The sequence below is a fragment of the Flavobacterium cryophilum genome (assembly GCF_048286555.1).
Taxonomy (GTDB): Bacteria; Bacteroidota; Bacteroidia; order Flavobacteriales; family Flavobacteriaceae; genus Flavobacterium.
Genome location: NZ_JBLVPZ010000002.1, coordinates 164,812 through 183,228 on the forward strand (window position 1 = coordinate 164,812; position 18,417 = coordinate 183,228).

13 protein-coding genes are annotated in these 18,417 nt (G+C 34.6%); 8 read left to right on the forward strand and 5 right to left on the reverse strand.

Annotated features, from left to right (window positions below):
* Positions 1-58 precede the first annotated feature (58 nt).
* The 3 genes from ACNQGJ_RS06165 to ACNQGJ_RS06175 form a co-directional block, all read right to left on the reverse strand.
* Complete coding sequence (locus tag ACNQGJ_RS06165; RefSeq protein WP_073355172.1) at positions 59-478, reverse strand: nucleoside-diphosphate kinase; 420 nt, start codon at positions 476-478, stop codon at positions 59-61.
* Positions 479-564: 86 nt separating this feature from the next.
* Complete coding sequence (bshC, locus tag ACNQGJ_RS06170) at positions 565-2,154, reverse strand: bacillithiol biosynthesis cysteine-adding enzyme BshC (RefSeq protein WP_417972229.1); 1,590 nt, start codon at positions 2,152-2,154, stop codon at positions 565-567.
* An 85-nt stretch (positions 2,155-2,239) separates the two neighbouring features.
* Entirely contained in the window at positions 2,240-4,333 is a 2,094-nt protein-coding gene (locus ACNQGJ_RS06175) for a T9SS type B sorting domain-containing protein (RefSeq protein ID WP_417972231.1), read from the reverse strand.
* Positions 4,334-4,596: 263 nt separating this feature from the next.
* Here ACNQGJ_RS06175 and ACNQGJ_RS06180 point away from each other — a divergent pair, with 263 nt between their 5' ends.
* The 7 genes from ACNQGJ_RS06180 to ACNQGJ_RS06210 all read left to right on the forward strand — a co-directional run bounded on the left by ACNQGJ_RS06180 (position 4,597) and on the right by ACNQGJ_RS06210 (position 15,675).
* On the forward strand, positions 4,597-6,792 hold the full coding sequence (locus tag ACNQGJ_RS06180; protein WP_417972233.1) for a B12-binding domain-containing radical SAM protein: 2,196 nt from the start codon (positions 4,597-4,599) through the stop codon (positions 6,790-6,792).
* Positions 6,793-6,892: 100 nt separating this feature from the next.
* Positions 6,893-7,378, forward strand: coding sequence for an acyl-CoA carboxylase biotin carboxyl carrier protein subunit (locus tag ACNQGJ_RS06185; protein WP_417972235.1), 486 nt, complete (start codon positions 6,893-6,895; stop codon positions 7,376-7,378).
* Positions 7,379-7,479: 101 nt separating this feature from the next.
* Complete coding sequence (gene accC, locus ACNQGJ_RS06190; RefSeq protein WP_417972237.1) at positions 7,480-8,919, forward strand: acetyl-CoA carboxylase biotin carboxylase subunit; 1,440 nt, start codon at positions 7,480-7,482, stop codon at positions 8,917-8,919.
* Positions 8,920-9,039: 120 nt separating this feature from the next.
* On the forward strand, positions 9,040-10,581 hold the full coding sequence (locus ACNQGJ_RS06195) for an acyl-CoA carboxylase subunit beta (RefSeq protein ID WP_417972239.1): 1,542 nt from the start codon (positions 9,040-9,042) through the stop codon (positions 10,579-10,581).
* A 173-nt stretch (positions 10,582-10,754) separates the two neighbouring features.
* Positions 10,755-11,711, forward strand: a complete 957-nt coding sequence (locus ACNQGJ_RS06200) for an aldo/keto reductase (protein ID WP_417972241.1) — start codon at positions 10,755-10,757, stop codon at positions 11,709-11,711.
* A gap of 242 nt (positions 11,712-11,953) precedes the next feature.
* The gene (locus ACNQGJ_RS06205; protein ID WP_417972243.1) at positions 11,954-14,065 is read left to right on the forward strand and encodes an ATP-binding protein; all 2,112 of its coding nucleotides are present in this window, start codon (positions 11,954-11,956) and stop codon (positions 14,063-14,065) included.
* Positions 14,066-14,322: 257 nt separating this feature from the next.
* Positions 14,323-15,675, forward strand: coding sequence for an NAD-dependent succinate-semialdehyde dehydrogenase (locus tag ACNQGJ_RS06210; protein ID WP_417972245.1), 1,353 nt, complete (start codon positions 14,323-14,325; stop codon positions 15,673-15,675).
* A 140-nt stretch (positions 15,676-15,815) separates the two neighbouring features.
* On the opposite strand, the gene ACNQGJ_RS06215 is transcribed toward ACNQGJ_RS06210, so the two are convergent.
* Together ACNQGJ_RS06215 and ACNQGJ_RS06220 are read right to left on the reverse strand one after the other, a co-directional pair.
* Positions 15,816-16,295 carry a hypothetical protein gene (locus tag ACNQGJ_RS06215; protein WP_417972247.1) on the reverse strand — a complete coding sequence of 160 codons (480 nt, stop codon included), beginning with the start codon at positions 16,293-16,295 and terminating at the stop codon, positions 15,816-15,818.
* Positions 16,296-16,378: 83 nt separating this feature from the next.
* On the reverse strand, positions 16,379-16,603 hold the full coding sequence (locus tag ACNQGJ_RS06220) for a hypothetical protein (protein WP_417972249.1): 225 nt from the start codon (positions 16,601-16,603) through the stop codon (positions 16,379-16,381).
* A 700-nt stretch (positions 16,604-17,303) separates the two neighbouring features.
* On the opposite strand from ACNQGJ_RS06220, the gene ACNQGJ_RS06225 reads away from it, so the two are divergent.
* Complete coding sequence (locus tag ACNQGJ_RS06225; RefSeq protein WP_417972251.1) at positions 17,304-18,353, forward strand: outer membrane beta-barrel protein; 1,050 nt, start codon at positions 17,304-17,306, stop codon at positions 18,351-18,353.
* Positions 18,354-18,417: the final 64 nt, after the last annotated feature.

Here is an 18,417-nt window from a genome sequence, read left to right on the forward strand (position 1 = left end):
AACGGGATTTCTATTTTATTATAATTCGTAACTGTCAACTGTGACTGAAAACGGAATACTAGAACTGCTCTCTTCCAGCAAAATGGAACGCACCTTCGATAGCTGCATTTTCATCGCTATCAGAACCGTGAACTGCATTTTCTCCGATAGAAGTTGCGTATGCTTTACGGATAGTTCCTTCAGCAGCTTCAGCTGGATTTGTAGCACCAATTAAAGTTCTGAAATCTTCAACTGCATTGTCTTTTTCTAAAATTGCAGCAACAATTGGTCCTCTTGACATGAATTCAACTAATTCACCATAGAAAGGTCTTGCAGCATGAACTTCGTAAAAAGCTTGAGCATCAGCAATAGTTAATTGTGTCAATTTCAAAGAAACGATTTTGAAACCTGCAGTAGTAATCATTGCAAGTATGTTTCCGATGTGTCCGTTAGCAACAGCATCAGGCTTAATCATTGTAAATGTTCTATTAGTAGCCATCTTTTTATTTTTTAAATTTTGTGCAAAAATAGTATTTTTTTATTTATAATTTTTACAAATTTGGCATTCAAATAACCATAATCTGATTAAAGTACAATAACGTCAAATGTATTGTCCAATGGTTTAAGTTGTTTGATCAATGTTGGAATCAGATTTTCGCCGTATTCCAAATAAAATTCTGAAAAATTAGTTTGGCGTTCTTGTAAACTTTGATTGGGAAACAATTCGTTTTGCAAGTCAGTGATGCGTTGTAAAACAGTGCTCAGTTTTCTTTTTTGTGCTTTCAGCAAACGTTTCTCCAGATTTTCTAATCCTCTGGTTTGCTTTGTTTCCTGCGCTTTTACAGCGCCAAGGAAAGATTCGTCTGTTTTATTCGCTACTTCATAAAGCGTACTAAATTGTTTTTGCAATTGCGCTTTCAGATGCGTTAAGTCGATTGGAAATTCAGATAATTGTTTGGTTTTAGTATTGACTAATGTCGCTTGTTTTGAAAATAAATCAGCCCATTGCAAGTTTAATTTGTCTGCTTTTTTAGCTTGTTTTTCAGTTGCTAATAATGCAGAGTTTCTCAGTAAAAGGATGGGAAAAGTTACATTTGCAGCAGCAAAAAAAGATTTTAATTCTAACCAATACGCAATTTCTCCACCTCCGCCAATATAGCATAAATTAGGCAGAATCACTTCTTGATACAACGGACGCATAATCACGTTTGGACTGAATTTTTCGGGATGATTTTCTAAATGGGATAGAATTTCATTTTCAGAAAATTCTATTTGAGTATGATTTACTTTGTAAGTATCGTTTTCCAATATGATGCGTTCCCTGATGTCATCTTCAATATAAAACAAATTGATTTCTCTGGGGTTTACCTGAATCGTATAGTTTTTTAATTTTTCAGTAGTTTCTAATACCAATTTGTGAGAAGACTGCTGTAGTAATTCTTCTTTTATGTAAGGTATAAAGTTGCGTTTCAAATCTGAATTATCTGCGTCCAAAATAACTAAACCATACACTCCAAAAAGCGCATTCGCCAAAAACCGTGTTGCATCGGCTAAATTATCGTGTTTGAGATATGAATCCTCGAACAGTTTTTTGAGTATATTGGCGTTTGTACTGGAACCTAATTCTAGTGCATATACTTCTAGGAAATCCGATAAACCTTCAGTAGACAATCGACCAACAGGACCTGTACTTTCTTTGTTCCAACGGAATTTTTTGCCTTTAAAATTAAAATAATTGATTTCTTCAAAATCATGATCCTCGGTCGCCATCCAGTAAATGGGAACAAAATTATAAGTTGGATATTTCGCTTTTAATTCGGTTGTCAAATTAATTGTCGAAATGATTTTATATAAAAAATATAAAGGTCCGCTGAATAAATTTAGCTGATGACCCGTTGTAACAGTAAATGTATTTGGATTAGATAAAGCTTCAATATTTTGATTTGTTAAAGCCGAAGATTCACTTTTAGCGTATTGTTTTTGTAAAACGGAAACCAAAGTAGCTCTGGATTTATCATTAAAATTAGCTTGCTTTTCCTGAATTTGTTCTTTAAAGTTTTCAAGATTTGGAAAACGATGGTATAAAGATTGAAGATTGCTTTTTTCCTCTAAATAATCATTCATTAAAGCAGAAAAATATCCTGAATTCTGATAGCTGATGCAGTCGGTTGGCATGTTTTGAGTTTCTAAATTTGGTGCTAAAGTACTAAAAAGTAAAGGTAGGTTTTTTTGGTTTAAGATATGTTTAGCAAAATAATACTTATCGCTTCAAACTAAAATGCCCTTTGTATTCTTTTCCATCAGTTCTGGTTGTTACAAACCAATAATCATCGGAAGGAAGTTCTAATCCATTCATGGTTCCGTTCCAATCTCCGTTTTGGATTAATTCTGTAATTAACTTTCCATAACGGTCAAATATTTTTACAGTCAAGTTGGTTTCCGAGTCTGAAAATTTAATATTCCAAGTGTCGTTGAAACCATCACCGTTTGGGGTGAAGTATTTTGGGTATGATAATGATGAATCATCACCTATCGCCAAATCACAATTTGTAACTGCTGAAATTCGGGTATTTATTAAAATTCGATTGCTTTCACAATTAGTTACGGTTTGTGATGCGTAATAATTTATCCCGTCTTGTAATAAAGTTGTTTTCGGTAATTCTGAACCTTCCATTAGTGAATCATACCATTTAATATCTTCACCACTAATGGTTAAATCATGTAAAGTGGCATTTCGTTTCGCACAAAATTCCTGTGGAGAATTTGCTGTAGGTAAGGGTGCAACATTAATCACAATATTTACGGATTTTATAGCATCACAGCCACCAGTTCCAGTGATGTTACAACTATATTGACCACTTTTTGATGCATTTGCATTTAATATTAATGGATTTTGTTCTATTGAAGTAAAACCATTTGGTCCTGTCCAAGAATAATTAGTTCCACCAATTGCAGAAAGTTGTATAGTATTACCCAAACAAATTGGAGAATTACTGGTTGCCGAGAGATTTTGAGAACATATTTGGAGTTTAACAACCCAGAAGTCTTGTAATCCACTTTTATTTTCTGTTTTATCCCCGGATATATTAGATTGTGACCAGCCTAATGTAACATAGCCTCCATCTTTGGCTTGAACTATGGATTGGGTTTGGTCAACACTATCGCCTCCTATGGTTTTGTCCCATTCAAATTTACCGGTTGAATCGAGTTTTACTACCCAATAATCCCGTTGTCCTCTTGACGCTTCTGTTTTATGACCTGAAATTCCTGAATATGACATAATACCAAGAATAAAACCGTTGTCTGAGGTCATTCGGATGTCAGCTAATGTTTCCGTATTATCTCCTCCAATGACTTTTTGCCAAAGAATTTGCCCATCGTTGTTTAATTTTAGAAGCCAAGCATCATCAGAGTTGTTGATTTTGTTCTCCGTTTTTTCTCCAGAAATAGTAGAAAAAGAACTACCTCCTATAAGGTAATTCCCATCGGAGGTTGCTATTATAGATTTTGCGTAATCCCCGTTATTTCCTCCAATGGTTTTTTGCCAGACTATAGCTCCTAAACTATCTATTTTTAAAACCCAATAATCGCCACCGCCTCTTGAATTTTCAGTTTTGTCACCTGAAATATTTGAATGAGAAGATCCCGTTAATAAATAACCACCATCGGGTGTTTTTATCATAGATTGCACCCAATCACTATTACTTCCTCCAAAAGTTTTTTGCCACATTATATTCCCGGAAGAGTCAGTTTTAATAATCCACATATCAAGACTACCACGAGAATTCTCCGTTTTTTCACCTGAGATATTAGAATCTGATGAACCTCCTATCAGGTAACCTCCGTCAGAAGTTTCAATAATTGATGTTAATCGATCCACTCCAGTTCCACCAAAAGTTTTATCCCAAATAATATTTCTGTTAGCATCCAGTTTAACGATCCAATAATCATCATTTCCTCTTGAGCTTTGCGTTTTTTCTGCAGATATTCCAGAAGAGCTGTAACCGCCAAGAATATAACCTCCATCTTTTGTTTCTTTTCCTGATGTTAAATGGTCAAAATTGTTTCCGCCAATAGTTTTTTGCCATAATAAATTACCAGACGTGTCATCAATTTTTATAAACCAATAATCACCTGCACCTCTTGAATTTTCACTTTTATCGTCAGATATATTAGAATACGAATATCCTCCCAAAAGATAATTCCCATCATTTGATACTTCTATAAAATCACCCCAATCGTAATCATTACCTCCAATTGTATTTTGCCATTGTATCGTTTGAGAACTAATTTTGCTAGGAAAAAACACTATAATTATTAAAGAGAATATAATGAATTTTATTTTTTTTATCATTTAGTTTGGGGCTTATAATTTGTAACGGTTTAATTTCTATTTTCGAGTATAAGAAAGTGGGTTGTTAATAAAAAAGGAAAAGTAATTTTTGTCTCATATAAAAATTTAACCAAGCGTAAATGTAATTAAATAAGTACAGATTACGTAAAAACTAAAAATGACTTTATTTTATATTTGAATCCAAAGAATAAATAAAAATGCAGCCTTTTACTTTTGTGAAAAGAATAGAATTATCCCTTATTTTTGCACCAAACTTATTTCTTTTGAAAACCAAACTTTTCCTCATCACGCCACCGTTTACCCAACTGAATACACCGTATCCGGCAACCGCATATATCAAAGGGTTTCTGAATACCAAAAATATCGAGTCCGTTCAGGCAGATTTGGGTATCGAAGTGATTTTGAAATTGTTTTCGAAAGAAGGTTTGCAAAATGTTTTTGCTATTGCAACGCCTAGCACCCAAAAGCTAACACCCAACTTCCAAAGAATTCAAGCTTTGCAAGATGAATATGTAAAGACGATTGATCCCGTAATTGCTTTTCTGCAAGGGAAAAATCCAACCTTGGCACTTCAAATTTGTCAGGAAGATTTCTTGCCGGAAGCATCTCGGTTTGCACAATTGGAAGACCTCGATTGGGCTTTTGGAACGATGGGAACGCAGGATAAAGCGAAACACTTGGCGACTTTGTATCTTGAAGATATTTCTGATTTTATTGTTGAATGTGTTGATGCTAATTTTGGTTTCAGCCGCTATGCAGAACGTTTGGGACGAAGTGCCAATTCTTTTGACGAATTGTATGAAGCCCTGCAACAGCAACCAACTTATATTGATACTGTTCTTCTTTCTATTTTAAAAGAAAAAATAGAAACCATCCAACCTACATTATTCTTGATTTCAGTTCCGTTTCCAGGGAATTTATATTCGGCTTTTCGTTCGGCACAATGGGTGAAGAAGAATCATCCCAATATCAAGATTTCGATGGGTGGTGGTTTCCCGAATACCGAATTGCGTTCGCTTTCTGACGCTCGTGTGTTTGAGTTTTTTGATTTTATTACTTTGGACGATGGGGAAGCACCAATTGAAGAACTAATAAATGCTGTCACTTCGAGCGCAGTCGAGAAGAAATATAAAAGAACCTTTCTATTGGAAGAAGGAAATGTAGTTTATAAAAATAATTCCCTAAAACACGATTACAAACAATCGGAAGTCGGTACACCTGATTATTCGGATTTATTTTTGGATAAATACATTTCGGTTATCGAAATTGTGAATCCCATGCACCGCATGTGGAGTGACGGACGCTGGAATAAGCTCACCATGGCACACGGTTGCTATTGGGGAAAATGTACCTTTTGCGATATTTCTTTGGATTACATCAAAATTTACGAACCCGTTGCTGCTAATTTATTGTGCGATCGAATGGAGGAAATGATTGCCCAAACAGGTGAGAATGGATTTCATTATGTTGATGAAGCGGCTCCTCCAGCTTTAATGCGGGCTTTGGCACTCGAAATTCTTCGCAGAAAATTAGCAGTCACGTGGTGGACAAACATTCGATTCGAAAAAAGTTTTACCAAAGATTTGTGTTTGCTTCTAAAGGCTTCAGGTTGTATCGCCGTTTCTGGCGGACTCGAAGTCGCTTCTGATAGATTATTAAAACTGATTGATAAAGGCGTAACGGTGGATCAAGTGGCAAAAGTTACCCGAAATTTCACGGAAGCAGGCGTAATGGTGCATGCCTATTTGATGTACGGATATCCAACGCAAACCATTCAGGAAACCGTAGATAGTCTTGAAATGGTGCGTCAATTATTTGAAGTTGGTGTATTACAGTCAGGATTTTGGCATCAATTTGCTATGACGGCGCACAGTCCCGTAGGATTGTATCCGGAAAAATTTGGTGTGGTAAAAGAAACCGAAGCGATTGGAACTTTTGCCAATAACGATATTAATTATACGGATGCAACAGGAATTGACCATGATAAATTTAGTTTTGGACTTAAGAAATCCTTGTTTAATTTTATGCACGGAATCTGTTTTGAATATGCACTTCAGGATTGGTTCCAATTTAAAATTCCAAAGACTACGATTTCACCTGATTTTATTTTTGATGCACTCCAGGAAGAGAATGAATTCAATGTCAAACCTACAGCAAAAATAGTTTGGTTAGGCGGGAAGCCATTTGTTGATCATTTCACCAAATCTAAAAAAGGGAATTCTTGGGAAATGATGACTTTGACTTTTCATGATAAAAAGGAAAGTTTTAGTATTCAAACGAATAAAAAGGAAGGAGAATGGTTGGTGGAAATACTACAAAAAATCTCAGTTTCGAATGCTAAAATATATACATTTCAAGAAATGAAAACAGATTTTGAAGCAAATCTGGAAGACTTTGAATTATTTTGGTACTCAAAACCAATTAAAACCCTTAGAGATTTTGGATTATTACTCTTATAATTTATTTCACCAAACTATAATAAATTAGCATAAAACTTTTGTTTTTCGATTACGAAAACGTTTTCTTTTACTTATTTTTACGATTCTAAAATAGAAACAAATGAGTATTGGTTATAAAGTTAATGTAAACGAAACTTTTCATTTTGATTTGGAGAAAGAAAGTGTTTCACAACTGGATGCAGTGAGCGTGGAATCGAATAAATTCCATGTATTACATGAAAACACTCCTTATCAAGCGGAAATCATCACTTCTGATTTTCTTCAAAAAAACTACACTGTTAAGGTAAACAACAACACGTACACCGTTGCCATATCAAATTCTTTAGATATTTTGATTAAGGAAATGGGATTCGAAACGGGACTTACCAAACAAGTCAATTTTATCAAAGCACCTATGCCCGGTTTGATTCTTGAAATCAGTGTTGTGGTGGGGCAAACTGTAAAAGAGAATGACAACCTGATTATTTTGGGTGCCATGAAAATGGAAAATAGTTTTCTTTCCCCGCGTGATGGCGTTATCAAAACCATATCGGTACAGATGGGAGATGCCGTGGATAAAGGACAGTTATTAATTGAATTCGAATAAAACACCATTAATTCACTAATTAAAAATAGAATATTAAATGCTGCAACGCAATTAATTGTAAAAGCATTAAAATTAGCGAATCTGCGGTTAAAAAATATAAAATGAAAAAATTATTAGTTGCCAATAGAGGGGAAATCGCCATCAGGGTGATGAAAACCGCACAGAAGATGGGCATAAAAACCGTAGCAGTGTATTCAACTGCCGACAGAAATGCACCGCACGTAAAATTTGCTGATGAAGCCGTTTGGATTGGAGAAGCCCCTTCGAGTCAATCCTATTTGTTAGGAAGTAAAATTATAGAGGTTGCGAAATCTTTAAATGTAGATGCCATTCATCCGGGTTACGGATTTTTGAGTGAAAATGCTGATTTTGCCGAAGAAGCGGAGAAAAACAACATCATTTTTATTGGTCCAAAGTCGAAAGCAATAAAAATCATGGGAAGTAAATTAGCGGCCAAAGAGGCTGTTAAGCAATACAATATTCCAATGGTTCCCGGTTTTGACCAAGCCATTACGGATGTCGAAAAAGCTAAAGTCGTAGCCAAGGAAATTGGTTTTCCGATACTGATTAAAGCATCTGCCGGTGGTGGTGGAAAAGGTATGCGAGTGGTTGAAAGTGAAGCTGATTTTGAATCTCAAATGGATCGCGCCATCAGTGAAGCGATTGCTGCCTTTGGCGACGGTTCGGTATTTATAGAAAAATATGTGGGCTCGCCAAGACATATCGAAATTCAGGTTATGGCGGACAGTCATGGCAATGTGTTGTATTTATTTGAAAGAGAATGCAGCATACAGCGTCGTCATCAAAAAGTAATTGAAGAAGCGCCTTCTTCGGTTTTAACACCGGAATTGCGCAAAAAAATGGGTGAAGCAGCTGTTTTGGTGGCTAAATCCTGTGATTATTTAGGAGCAGGAACGGTGGAATTTTTATTGGACGAAAATAATAATTTCTACTTCTTGGAGATGAACACGCGTTTGCAAGTGGAACATCCAGTTACGGAATGGATTACAGGAACCGACTTGGTGGAACTGCAAATCAGAGTAGCAAGAGGAGAAGCATTAGCAATCAAACAAGAAGATTTGAAAATAAAAGGACACGCGATGGAATTACGTGTGTATGCCGAAGATCCGACAAATGATTTCTTGCCTAGTGTGGGTCATTTGGATGTGTATGAATTGCCTGTTGGTGAAGGAATTCGTGTGGATAATGGTTTTGAACAAGGCATGGATATTCCTATTTATTACGATCCAATGTTGGCCAAATTAATTACGTACGGCGAAACCCGCGAAGAAGCGATTCAAGTTATGTTAAAAGCTATTGAAGCGTATAAAGTTGAGGGTGTGCAAACAACTTTACCTTTTGGGAAATTTGTTTTTGAACACGAGGCATTTCGTTCCGGGAAATTTGACACCCATTTTGTAAAGAATTATTACAATGCCGACGTATTGAGAAATCAAGCGGCAAAAGAAGCCGAAATCGCTGCTCTAGTGGCATTGAAACAGTATTTTGAAGATCAAAAAATCGTACGCTTGTTAAATTAAAATATTTTTTTAACTATTAATAAATTAAGAAAATTGAAGTACTACTTTTTTTAAATGAAACTTAAATTCTTACTGGGTTTTTAATAAAATTAGCGAATTGGCGGTTAAAAAAAAGCAAATATGAAAGACAAAATAAATATACTAAACGATAAAATTGCCGAAGCTCATTTGGGTGGAGGTAAAAACAGAATTGCAAAACAACATTCGAATAAAAAACTAACCGCAAGAGAGCGTGTCAATTATTTGATGGACGAAGGTTCCTTTGAAGAAATCGGGATGTTGGTCACGCACCGAACATCTGATTTTGGAATGGAAAAAGAACTGTATTACGGGGATGGTGTCATTACGGGATATGGAACCATAAACGGACGATTGGTGTATATTTTTGCGCAGGATTTCACTGTTTTTGGTGGGTCATTATCCGAAACTCATGCCGAAAAAATTTGTAAAGTTATGGATATGGCAGTCAAAATGGGAGCACCCATGATTGGACTGAATGATTCTGGTGGCGCGCGTATTCAGGAAGGTGTTCGTTCTTTAGGTGGTTACGCGGACATTTTTTATCGAAACGTACAAGCTTCAGGAGTAATCCCGCAGATTTCTGCAATTATGGGACCCTGCGCCGGTGGAGCGGTATATTCTCCTGCAATGACTGATTTTACGATGATGGTCGAAGATACCAGTTATATGTTTGTAACAGGGCCGAATGTGGTAAAAACAGTAACCAATGAAACCGTAACTTCGGAGGAATTAGGGGGTGCGAGTACACATTCCACTAAATCGGGTGTGGCGCATTGCACGTCGACCAATGATGTGGAATGTTTGGAGGATTTAAAACGCTTGTTGAGTTATTTGCCACAAAGCAATAAAGAAAAAGCACACAATTTACCTTACGAACTGAATGACGAGGTTCGGGCCAAATTAGCGACGATTATTCCGGATAATCCAAACAAACCGTATGACATGCACATGGTGATTGGCGGAATTATTGATGAAGATTCGTTTTTTGAAATTCATAAAAATTATGCCGAAAATATTCTGGTTGGTTTTGCCCGATTGGGAGGAAAAAGCATTGGAATTATAGCAAACCAACCGATGATTTTAGCCGGTTGTCTCGATGTGAATAGTTCAAAAAAAGCAGCTCGATTTACCCGTTTTTGCGATTGTTTTAATATTCCGTTGCTGGTTTTGGTAGATGTTCCGGGCTTTTTGCCGGGAACCGATCAAGAATGGAGCGGAATTATTGTTCACGGCGCAAAATTATTATACGCTTTAAGTGAAGCAACCGTGCCGAGAGTTACCGTGATTACACGTAAAGCCTATGGTGGCGCGTATGACGTGATGAACTCGAAACACATCGGTGCCGATATGAATTTTGCTTGGCCAAGTGCCGAAATTGCAGTGATGGGAGCAAAAGGGGCCTCTGAAATTATCTTCAAGAAAGAAATTAAAGAAGCCGAAGATCATGATGCTAAACTCTTGGAAAAAGAAGCAGAATATGCCGATTTGTTTGCAAATCCATATACGGCAGCGCAACGTGGTTTTGTAGATGAGGTAATTTTACCCGAAGACACCAGACGTAAATTGATAAAAGCCTTTAGCATGCTCGAAAATAAAGTAAGTATTACTCCTAATAGAAAACACGGGAATATCCCTTTGTAATTGTTGGATAGAATTGAAGAAACCACCTGATGAAGGTGGTTTTTTTACTTTATTTGAGTTTTGTATTTAAAGCTAAAAAACTGGTTGGTGTTTTTATAGTGCTATTTGGCATTTAAGTAACTTTCGCCACTGACTAAAAATTAAATTAGAATTTGATTTTAAAAAACAAATAGATGAAATACAACAGATGTGGGAAAAGCGGTTTATTACTGCCGCAAATATCGTTAGGATTATGGCATAACTTCGGTTCGGTGGATAGTTTTAAAAACGGAGAAAATATTGTCAAAGCTGCATTTGACAAAGGAATTACCCATTTTGATTTGGCTAATAATTACGGTCCTATTCCGGGTTCGGCAGAAACTAATTTTGGAAAAATCCTAAAGAATAATTTCCAGGGAAACTTGCGCGATGAAATTGTAATTACGACTAAAGCCGGTTACACGATGTGGGACGGCCCATATGGTGACTGGGGTTCCCGAAAATATTTGCTGTCGAGTTTGGACCAGAGTCTGCAACGTATGAATTTGGAATATGTAGATATTTTCTATTCGCATCGCTTTGATCCGGAAACACCTTTGGAGGAAACCATGATGGCTTTGGACCATGCGGTCCGAAGCGGAAAAGCATTGTATGCGGGCATTTCGAACTACAACCCAGAACAAACCAGGGAAGCTACTGAAATTTTGAAAAGATTGGGAACACCTTGCTTGATTCATCAAATGAAATATTCAATGTTTGTCCGGGAGCCAGAAGCGGGATTGTTAGACGTTCTTGAAGAAAAAGGAGTAGGGGGTATTGCTTTTTCACCTTTGGCACAAGGACTTTTAACGGATAAATATTTGAAAGGAATTCCGGAAAATTCAAGAGCTTTTAATCCAAATGGTCATTTAAGAACAGAGGAAGTTTCAGAGGAAAGAATCCAAAAAATAATTCAATTGAATGCCATTGCGCAGCAAAGAAATCAATCATTGGCACAAATGGCTTTGGCTTGGCTATTAAAAGACAACCGAATTACCTCTGTTTTGATTGGTGCCAGTTCTGTGGATCAATTAAATAACAATATCGACAGTTTACAAAATCTGGATTTTTCCAAAACTGATTTATTGGAGATTGAAAATATTTTAGGATAAGTAAAATAGTGTAGACAATAGAAGTGCTATATATTTTGAAAAACCTGTAACCATGGCTTGATTAGTTTTACAAAAGTATACCGTTGATAAATAAACCTTTATTGTAAAAAACGCTGTTGCTTTAAATCAATAGCGTTTTTTTTATGATAAAAAAGCTTACCTTGCGTCACAGAAAAAAGTGATATATCTTACAAAACGTGTAGTTTATTTTATCACTGTTTCTTTTGATTCGAGTTTATTCCATGAAGAGAGTGATTAATTTAAATACGTATGTTAAACTACTGTTGTTGATAATTTCAACAAGTATTTTCTTTTTTCTAATTTACATCTTGCTGTATCTCTACACAGTTCAAGAAGAACGTCATTTTTACAAAATTACTTACAATCAATACGATAAAGAAGTGAAGTCGTTGTTTAGACTCAATTCTAAAACGGCTACAGCCACTATTGTTGATGTTACCCATTGGGATGATTTGGTTCGTTTTACTACAACAAAAGATAAAAAATGGTATGATAAATATATAGTAAGCGAATTTGAAACCTATTCTGCTGATTACATTGGTGTTTATGGTTTAGATCAAAAAATACTAAATAAAACAGCTTCCTCTAAGATTAAAAGCCTTGACTTTATTCCAAAAGAAATGATGTCAGTGCTTTATAAATCTAAACTTAAAAGATTTTACATAAAAATCCCAGAAGGTGTTGTAGAGGTGTTTGGCGCGACAATTCATCCTTCACATGACCCTCAAAAGAATAAAACAAAGCCTGCTGGTTATTTTTTTATGGCTAGACTTTTAGACGAATCATTTTTCGATGCTTTAGGGAATATAAGCAGCTCAAAAGTTACTATAGCGACAAGCGATTACGTAATTGCAAATGAAAATGATTTTGTAATTGTAGGGGTAAATTTAAAAGATTGGAAAAAGGAAGTTGTAGCCCGATTGCTTTTTAAACGACCGTTTAATTTAAATTATACCAATACTAAGGAGATTCTTTTTATTGTTGTTCTAGTTTCCTTAATTAATATCTTCGTTTACGTTTATTACACGAAAAGATGGGTTTATAATCCATTAAAGTTAATTAAAAGCATCTTGGAAACAGGGAATGTAAATTCCATAAATAGTTTAAAAAAATCTGATGGAGAGTTTGGATACATTGGAAACCTATTCGAAGACAACAGCAATCAGCGGAAACAATTAGAAATTTCCAAACAAAAAGCAGAAGAAAGCGATACGTTAAAATCCTCTTTTTTGGCTAACTTATCCCATGAAATTAGAACGCCCATGAATGCCATAATGGGGTTCAGTGATTTACTTCATGATGTAAATTTGGAAGAAAAGGAGCGATTAGAATATTTGAAAATTATAAAAAATAGTGGCGGCAGCTTGGTTTCAATAATCGAAGACCTTATCGAAATGTCTAAAATTGATGCAAAACAAATTATGCCTAATTATAAAGGATTAGATGTAGAAAAATGTATCACAGAGTTGTACGATTCCATCAAGATTACAATTCCTAAAGACAAAGAGATTCAATTTTATATTCTTGAAAATCCCGATAAACTTCAAGGAAATATTCTGACGGATGAAACCAAACTGAAACAGATTATCGTTAATTTAATTACTAATGCGTTAAAATTTACCGATAGAGGTTTTGTTGCTTTTGGATATTCAGTAAACAAAGAAAAAGATCTTTTAGAATTTAAGGTGGAAGATTCCGGTATGGGAATCAGCGAAAATTATTTAAAAGTAATTTTTGAGAGGTTCAGAAGAATTGAAGGCAATGGATCTGTCGAATTGTCTGGATTAGGGCTGGGGTTGTCAATTACAAAAGCGTATGTCGAAATGTTGGGAGGAACTATAAAGGTAGAATCTACAATTGGATTGGGTTCCGTTTTTTCATTTACGATACCTTTAAAATTGGATCAAACGGTACAAGCAGTAAAACTTAAAAAAGCAAAATCTTTTTACAGGAATTATGACAATGAAATTATTTTAGTCGCCGAGGATGATTCTATTAATTTCTTACTGTTGAAGAAAATTATTGAATTAAAAAATCATACGGTTCTTAGAGCTAAAAACGGACAAGAAGCTGTAGATATTTGTACTGAAAACCCAAACATTACTATGGTTTTTATGGATATAAAAATGCCTATTTTAGATGGTTATCAAGCGTTCGAAAAAATTAAAGTAATAAAACCGGAACTTCCTGTTATAGCCCAAACCGCTTATTCCTCCTTTGAAGATAAAGAAAAAATGATGCAATTAGGATTTATGGATTGTATCACAAAACCATTGGATAAAGAAAAAGTATTCGAACTGTTAGATACAGTTTTTATGGGAACTACTAAATAAATTTGGGGATACCTAAGCTTGAATTACTACTTTTAATTGTGCTGTTTTTCTTATTTCTATAATTTTTAGAAGTTTTCAGAATAACATTAGTTACACTTTTTCCGTTTTTACACTTTTCCTCCATTTAATAGCTGTAATTTTATTAGTAGCAAAACCTTTCTAAGGTTATGTGAATAATTAGTCAATGTTTGAAATAATATCAGACTGCGACCTATTTTTCTAAAACTTATATTTTACATAATTTAAATTACAAACACATGGTTTTTAAATCTATAAATCCGTTTTCTCAAGTAGTTATAGCGGAATACGAAGTATTGACGGATGCGCAATTAAATCAAAAATTGCACGTTGCAGAACGCGCATTTAAAAATTGGAAACAAAGCTCATTTGATCAAAGAGCAGTTATGATGAAAAAGCTAGCCCATATTCTTAGGGAAAAGAAAGAGGAGTTAGGTTTATTGATAACAAATGAGATGGGCAAGATACTATCGGAAAGTATTTCGGAAGTCGAAAAGTCAGCTAACAACTGTGACTTTTACGCCGAAAATGCCGAAAAAATGTTGAAGGATGACTATTATGATACGCCTTACAAAAGTATGTCAGTTTATGATCCCATGGGGGCGGTTTTTGCGATAATGCCTTGGAACTATCCTTTTTGGCAAGTCTTGCGGTATGCAGCTCCGGCAATTATGGCGGGAAATGTCACACTTTTAAAACATGCGTCAAATGTTATAGGTTGCGCCAAAGCTATTGAAAAAGCATTTTTGGAAGCTGGTTTTCCTGAGGGTGTTTTTCAACAAATTACTATTACTATTCCTCAGGTCGAAGGTGTAATTGCGTCAGATATTGTGCATGGAGTCACGCTGACCGGAAGTGAAGGGGCAGGATCATCTGTGGCGTCATTGGCAGGAAAACACCTCAAAAAATCAGTCATGGAATTAGGTGGCTCAGATGCTTTTATAGTTTTGAATGATGCAAATCTTGAAAAGGCAGCCACAGTTGCCACTCAATCCAGAATGTTAAATGCGGGTCAGGCCTGTATTTGCGCCAAACGATTTATTGTTACTGAAAAAGTAGCTGACGAATTTACAACGCTTTTTACCCAAAAAATAAAAACGTTGCAGCAAGGAAATCCATTAGGACAAGGAATTAATATGGGACCTCTTGCTCGATTGGATTTTGTGGATAAATTAGCAAGTCAATTGGAAAAATCATTGCAACAAGGTGCGAAGTTATTAGTTGGAGGCGAACACGAAGGTTGTAATTTCCAACCAACACTCATCGATTTTGTAGATTCAAACAATATTGCGTTTCAAGAGGAAACTTTCGGACCTTTAGCCACTATTATCCGAGCTAAAGATGAAAATGATGCGATAACCATTGCTAATAATCATAGATATGGATTGGCATCTACAATTTGGACTGAGGACCGAGAAAATGCATATAGACTGGCAAGGAGGATCGAGGCTGGAAATGTATTTGTAAATTCATTAGTACGGTCTGATTCCAGAGTTCCTTTTGGAGGAATAAAAAAATCAGGCTATGGAAGAGAATTAGGCACAATAGGAATCAAAGAATTTATGAATATGAAATCATTGATTATTGAATAATAGTATTTGGTACATATTATAATTAAGGAATCGAGAACAGGAATTGTGTTTATAACACATTCTGTCCTCGATTTTTTTATTCACTCTATGCCTATTTACAAAAGTGTCAGGCTACGATTTCATAGTACGATATGATTTAATTAATAGGTGTAAAGAGCCGCTTTTAAATTTTTTGGTTTGTTCGAAAGAATCACAATAAATGGAAATCCTTTGAGTGCAGCATTTTGTTTTAATCGTTTTTCACCATTATCTGAAAACGATACAGGCGATTCTCCTTTTGTACCTCCGTAAAAACTAGTAATTATCCCAGACTCTTTTAATCCCGCGGTTTGATGTTTTTGTAATACAATAACTTTTTTATAACCTGATTTTCCACTTAATTGAATTTTTTCTGATATAATTGTAGACTCACTTTTTGATTTTGTATTCAATGCAGCCACGGCATAGGTACTAATTGTTTTTTCTTCTGAACTTTCAGGCAAAGTGAAGTACACTAAATTATTTTCTATTTTTATAAAGTGTATATCCATTATGCTGCCATCATGTTTAATTATTTGTTGTGTTTGCGCAATTAATGATATGGTGTATAAAAAGGTGAACGCTATAAATAAATTTCTCATGTTTTTGTATAATAGTTAAGGTGTATGATCCTATTTTTTAAATTGGAACATATAGTTATAATATTTTTTAGTAAACAAAGGAATTATACCAATTCGGGCGGAGGGGTATAGTTTTTTAAAGCGAACTCTTTCGTATAAAATAAATCGAAAGAATTGATTTTCTTGCTTTCAAAGGAGTAGCATTCAAAACCATTACTGTTTTCATTTGTAGTTATAAATAATATTTTTGATTTGCTCTCCGAATTATCTTCTTCAGCATTTTTTTCCGTCTGTTCGTTTAAATCATATTTATTTTCACTAGAAAACATTGAAAATTTGTCATTTATCCAAACAGTGGAAAAAGCGACAAATAATAATAAAACGGAACATTTAATTAAAAGACGAATCATACGGAAAGGTAATAAAAAGTGATTTATGCGTTGTTAAAATTTTCATAAAATGGGCGATAGTAATAGCACGATAAAATTTTGATGCTTCTTAAGTAAGGTGTCTTAACAGTGCGATAAAAATGGCATTGTGTAACGAAAAAAAATTGATTTTTAACATATAAAATTGATGCAAATTGAAATAGCGTCAATTAATTTATAAAATTATATTTAAACTTAAATTGTTTTTGTTGGGGGGGGTGTTTATTTATTTTTAAATAAAATAAGTTAAATTGTGTTATTTCATATGTATATTTTAATTTTTAATAAAAAAATAGGGGGTCAGTGATTATAATTGAATTATTAAATTTTTAAAATTGGCGCTTTTAAATACGGAATAATTATTTTTTTTTAGGGATTTTTCAGTATTAACAATTCTTTTCAAAAGGACAAAAAAAACCATTAAATAATAATTTAAGTAAAAAAAAAGTTAATAAATTCGCTTCAGAATCTAAAGGATTTTACATAAAAAAAAGTACACTTGATGATAATTTACTTCGTTATAAATAGTGAAATATTTTAAAAAGCACAAACCGAAACCAAAAAATAACCAAACTAAAGTACCAATTAAAACCAATTAAAGATGAAAAAGCACCTCGTTATTCTGACATTAATACTCACAACAAGTTTAACTTTCGCGCAAGACGCTCCTCTTAGTCATTTAACTACTTTTGCAGGATCAGCTGATGCATATTATAAATATGATTTTTCTGGTGTGGATAATAGTTTGACCAGTTTTACAAATTCTCATAATTCATTTGAATTGGGCATGGCTTCCATCGAAGCATCTCATAAGAGGGGTAAAGCGTCTATTTTTGTTGATTTGGGATTTGGCAAAAGAGCAGCTCAATTTTCATACAATGATAACGCTTCAACTTTTATGATTAAACAATTGAATTTTACTTACGAGTTTTCAGATAAGTTTAAAGTTACTGCTGGAAGTTTTGGAACGCATTTAGGATATGAGTTGTTGGATGCAGTAGATAATAAAAATTACAGTATGTCGTACGCATTTACGTATGGTCCGTTTTTTAATACTGGAATAAAAGCACAATATACTTTAGGAAAGTTCAGTTTCATGGCTGGAGTTTCAAATCCAACAGATTTCAAGACCGCAATCGAGGCGGGTTCAAGCCAAAAAACGTTCATAGGACAATTAGGTTATTTTGGTGACAGCGGCAGTGCGTATTTTAATGTCACTTTTGGAAGTGCTAATCCTGGTTCTGATGAAAACAAAACACAATTTGATTTTGTAGGTTCAAAAAAAATAAGTGATTCATTTTCTTTAGGATTTAACGGCACTTATGCTATGACTAACAATGACTTTGATCGTTCATTGGATGGGGAATGGTTTGCTTTAGTAGGCTATGCGAATTTAGCATTGAAAGAAACATTAAGCTTAGCGTATCGATTAGAGTATTTAGATGCTAAAAACGCAACTGCTGGACTTGGCTCACTTGTTGGAACGAGTGTTGTTGGTAATACGTTGTCACTAAATTATAAGGTAGGGAACTTGACTATTATTCCTGAATTCCGTGTTGATGTAGCGTCAGAAGATATCTTCACAGATAAGGATGCTACTCCAAAAGGTTTAACTGCTTATGCCTTACTTGCAACAACATACTCATTTTAGTATTGAAATTTTTTTTTTTTACTGCCAAGATGCTTTCAAGTATTTTGGCAGTTTTTTTTTGCTT

Coding starts and splice junctions, on each gene's coding strand:
- ACNQGJ_RS06215 (WP_417972247.1), bottom strand. CDS start 16,295: ATGAGAAATTTATTTATAGCGTTCACCTTTTTATACACCATATCATTA.
- ACNQGJ_RS06205 (WP_417972243.1), top strand. CDS start 11,954: ATGAAGAGAGTGATTAATTTAAATACGTATGTTAAACTACTGTTGTTG.
- ACNQGJ_RS06220 (WP_417972249.1), bottom strand. CDS start 16,603: ATGTTTTCTAGTGAAAATAAATATGATTTAAACGAACAGACGGAAAAA.
- ACNQGJ_RS06200 (WP_417972241.1), top strand. CDS start 10,755: ATGAAATACAACAGATGTGGGAAAAGCGGTTTATTACTGCCGCAAATA.
- ACNQGJ_RS06165 (WP_073355172.1), bottom strand. CDS start 478: ATGGCTACTAATAGAACATTTACAATGATTAAGCCTGATGCTGTTGCT.
- accC (WP_417972237.1), top strand. CDS start 7,480: ATGAAAAAATTATTAGTTGCCAATAGAGGGGAAATCGCCATCAGGGTG.
- ACNQGJ_RS06175 (WP_417972231.1), bottom strand. CDS start 4,333: ATGATAAAAAAAATAAAATTCATTATATTCTCTTTAATAATTATAGTG.
- ACNQGJ_RS06185 (WP_417972235.1), top strand. CDS start 6,893: ATGAGTATTGGTTATAAAGTTAATGTAAACGAAACTTTTCATTTTGAT.
- ACNQGJ_RS06195 (WP_417972239.1), top strand. CDS start 9,040: ATGAAAGACAAAATAAATATACTAAACGATAAAATTGCCGAAGCTCAT.
- ACNQGJ_RS06225 (WP_417972251.1), top strand. CDS start 17,304: ATGAAAAAGCACCTCGTTATTCTGACATTAATACTCACAACAAGTTTA.
- ACNQGJ_RS06210 (WP_417972245.1), top strand. CDS start 14,323: ATGGTTTTTAAATCTATAAATCCGTTTTCTCAAGTAGTTATAGCGGAA.
- bshC (WP_417972229.1), bottom strand. CDS start 2,154: ATGCCAACCGACTGCATCAGCTATCAGAATTCAGGATATTTTTCTGCT.